This window comes from Pseudonocardia pini (assembly GCF_013870575.1).
In the GTDB taxonomy this organism is placed as follows: Bacteria; Actinomycetota; Actinomycetes; order Mycobacteriales; family Pseudonocardiaceae; genus Pseudonocardia; species Pseudonocardia pini.
Genome location: NZ_JACBXB010000603.1, coordinates 1 through 3,496 on the forward strand (window position 1 = coordinate 1; position 3,496 = coordinate 3,496).

General features: G+C 72.9%; 2 protein-coding genes and 1 pseudogene. All 3 read right to left on the reverse strand.

Annotated features, from left to right (window positions below; genetic code table 11):
* Positions 1–253 precede the first annotated feature (253 nt).
* Complete coding sequence (locus tag H5J29_RS25590; RefSeq protein ID WP_181783577.1) at positions 254–1,870, reverse strand: class I adenylate-forming enzyme family protein; 1,617 nt, start codon at positions 1,868–1,870, stop codon at positions 254–256.
* On the reverse strand, positions 1,867–3,138 hold the full coding sequence (locus H5J29_RS35405) for a cytochrome P450 (protein WP_181783578.1): 1,272 nt from the start codon (positions 3,136–3,138) through the stop codon (positions 1,867–1,869). The genes H5J29_RS25590 and H5J29_RS35405 overlap by 4 nt, the downstream gene beginning before the upstream one ends.
* Before the next feature lie 39 nt (positions 3,139–3,177).
* Positions 3,178–3,396 (reverse strand): annotated as a pseudogene (locus H5J29_RS25600) (response regulator transcription factor); the annotation flags it as partial.
* Between the last annotated feature and the right edge of the window lie 100 nt (positions 3,397–3,496).

A 3,496-nucleotide genomic window follows, 5' to 3' on the forward strand; every position in this document is an offset into this window, starting at 1 on the left:
CTCGACCCGCACGGGCGTGACCGGCACACGCGAGCGCTCCTGCGGGTACCGGACCCGGTGAGCTCCTCGGGACTGCCTCGGGATCGCCATCGTCGGCGCCGCCGGGTCGACGGCGGGTGCGAGGGGGAACGCGGGCAGGACGGTCACGTCCGGGTAATCGAGCCGTCACACGGCACCGTTAACGCGGGTCGTCGCCCTCACCCGATCGGGTTCGTCAGGAGTGGGGACGACCGCACGTCAGGGCCTGGACCGTTCAGCGCAGCAGCTCCCTCAGCTCCCGCTTCAGCACCTTCCCCGCCGCGGACACCGGGATCTCCGCCACCAGCCGGATCTCCCTGATCCGTTTGTAGGGCAGGACCTGGGCGTTCACCGTCTCGCGGATCGCCTCGGCGTCCTCCCGGCTCCGGCCCGGCGCCACCACGAACGCCACCGCCAGCTCCCCGACCTCCGGATCCGGCCTGCCGACGACGGCGGCGCCGACCACCCCGTCCTGACGGAACAGCAGCTCCTCCAGCTCCCGGGGGTACACGTTGTAGCCCTTGTAGAGCAGCATGTCCTTCGTCCGGTCGACGATCCGCAGGTAGCCGTCCGCGTCGAGCACGCCGATGTCGCCGCTGTGCAGCCAGCCGTCCCGCAGCGTGGCCGCGGTCTCCTCCGGGCGGTCCTTGTACCCGGTCATGACCTGCGGCCCGCGGATGCAGACCTCGCCGGGCTCCCCGGTCGGCACCGGGTTCCCCTCGGCGTCGACGACCCGGACCTCGGTGTCCGGCACGGGCAGCCCCACGGTGCCCTGCCTGCGCTCGGCCGAGCGGGCCGTGGGGTTCTGGGTGGCCCCCATGGTGACCTCGGTGAGCCCGTAGCCCTCCACGACCACCACGTCGGAGCCCAGTCGCCGGTGCAGCGCCTCGATCATCTCGACGGCGAGCGGCGCGGCCCCGGAGGTCAGCGAGCGGACGGAGGAGAGGTCCCGTCCGTCGAGGTCCGGGTGACGCAGGAGCGCGGCGTAGAGCGGCGGGGCGCCGCCGAGCGAGGTGACCCGGAACCGCTCGGCGTCCGCCAGGTACGCCGCCGGGTCGAACCGCTCGTGCAGCACGCTCGTGGTGCCGGACAGCAGCGGGATGTTCAGCCCGCCGACCGTGCCCATGGCGTGGAACCATGGCGTGATGTTCACGACCACGCTCTCGCCGAGCCGGACGGGGTAGTCCTCCGGCGGACCCTGGTCGACGAGCACGATCCCGCCCTCGTCGTCGAGCGCGGGTCGGGTGCCGGTGCCGAGGCAGGCGTACTGCAGGACGTTCGTGACGACGTTGCGGTGCGGCAGCATCACGCCCTTCGACCGCCCGGTGGTCCCGCCGGTGTACGCGAGGTGGGCGAGCCCCGCGAGGTCGATCTCGACCTCCGGCGGGGTCGTGGGGGAGCCCGCGTGGAACTCCTCGAAGTCCTGCCCGGGCAGCCGCACGCTCGGGTCGAGGCCCTGCTCCCGGTTCGTGACCAGCGCGAACCGCAGCCCCTCCCGGGGCACCGCCGCGGAGGCCTGCTCCCAGCTCACGATCGCCACGGCCCCGGAGTCGGCGAGCTGCGCCGCCAGGTCGGGGGGTGGCAGCAGCGGGTTGGCGGGGGTGAACGTGGCGCCCGCCAGCTGGATCCCGTAGTAGGCGATCGCGTACTGCGGGCAGTTGGGCAGGTGGATCGCGACGACGTCGCCGGGTCGGATCCCCTGCTCGCGCAGCGCGTGGGCGAAGGCGCAGGCCCGCTCGTACAGGGCGGTGTAGGTCAGCTCGCGGTCCCCGTAGTGCAGCGCCACGCGGTCGGTCCAGCGGCGCGCGGCGCCCGCGAGGACGGCCCCGACCGGCACCTCGGGGTAGTTCACCGCGAGCCCCCGGCCGTGAAGGAGACGGGCAGGTGCTTGATCCCGTTGATGAACATCGACCGCAGCCGCTCGGGCTCGCCGGAGACGTGGACGTCCGGCACCCGGGTGAGCAGCTCGCGGAACATCACCGCCATCTCGCGGCGGGCGAGGTGGGCGCCCAGGCAGAAGTGCGGGCCCGGCCCGCCGAACCCCAGGTGCGGGTTCGGCGAGCGGCGGACGTCGAACCGGTCCGGGTCGGTGAACACCGCGGGATCGCGGTTCGCGGCCCAGTAGAACAACGCCACCTTGTCGCCCATGCGCAGCGGCGTCCCGCCCAGCTCCGCGTCGGCGGCCAGCGTGCGTCGCATGAAGATCACGGGGGAGGCGAGCCGGACGATCTCGTCCACGGCGGTCGGGGTGACGCCGTCGAGGTCGGCCAGCCAGGCCGCCCGCTGCTCCGGGTGGTCCGTGAGCAGCTGCAGGCCCCAGCTGATCCCGTTGCGGGTGGTCTCGTTGCCCGCCACGACGAGCAGGATGAAGAAGCTGGCGAGCTCGTCCGGGGTGAGCCGCTCGCCGTCGACCTCCGTGTTGACCAGCGCGGAGGTGACGTCGTCCGTGGGGTTCGCGGTCCGTGTGGCGCCGAGGTCCTTCATCAGCGCGGCCAGCTCGCCGCCCGCGGTGAGCAGGGCGGTGATCACGTCGGTGCCCTCGGGGACGTACTCCGGGTCCTGGGCGCCGAGGATCACGTTGGACCGGTCGAACACGAAGCGGTGCTGGGACTCCGGGATGCCCATCAGGTCGCAGACGATCTTCAGGGGGAGCCGGGCGGAGATCTCCGTGACGGCGTCGCACCCGCCCTGGTCGATGACGTCGTCGACGATCCGGGCGGCCGACCGCTCGACGTCCGCGGTGAGCTCGGCCAGCCGCCGCGGGGTGAAGCCGCGGGAGACGATCCGGCGCAGCCGGGCGTGCCGCGGGTCGTCGAGGTTGATCATCGAGCCGAAGAACTCGCGGAACTCCGGGGGCTGGTCGAGCAGGGAGGTCGAGCCCGAGCCGGAGGTGAAGACCTGCGGGGTCCGGCTGGCCTCGACGACGTCCGCGTGCCGGGTCAGCGCGTGGAAGCCCGCTCCCGGTTCGAGGTGGCCGAAGTTCGGGTCGGCGTGGTGGGACACCGGATCGTGCTCGCGCAGCCACGCGAAGGCGGCGGCCCGCTCGGCGACGGGGAGCGTCCAGAACCCCGCGATGTCCGACAGATCGGGCTGCGGGCGGGTGGTGGTGTCGCTGGGCATGGGCCCGTCCTCCCTGCGCGGTCCACGGTGACCGGCGCCTCAGGGAGTGTAGTTACCGAACGGTAGTCCGGGGAGGATCAGGCCCCGCTCGTAGCCGACGGAGACCGCCTCGGTGCGACTGGAGGCACCCAGCTTGGCCATCACCCGGGAGAGATGGACGCTGACGGTCTTCTCGGAGATGTAGAGGACCTCGCCGACCTGCCGGTTCGTCCGCCCCTCCGCGACCAGCCCGAGAACGGCGTGCTCCCGCGGGGTGAGCGTCCCCGACCCCCCCCGATGAGCGAACGGCACTCTCGCTCACACCTACTGAGCGAGCGTGCCGTTCGCTCCGGTCGATGGGGCTGCCTGCCCGGGCCGC

What these genes read in the sequence shown, in the direction of transcription:
- H5J29_RS35405 (WP_181783578.1), bottom strand. Translation starts at nt 3,138, where the DNA reads ATGCCCAGCGACACCACCACCCGCCCGCAGCCCGATCTGTCGGACATC.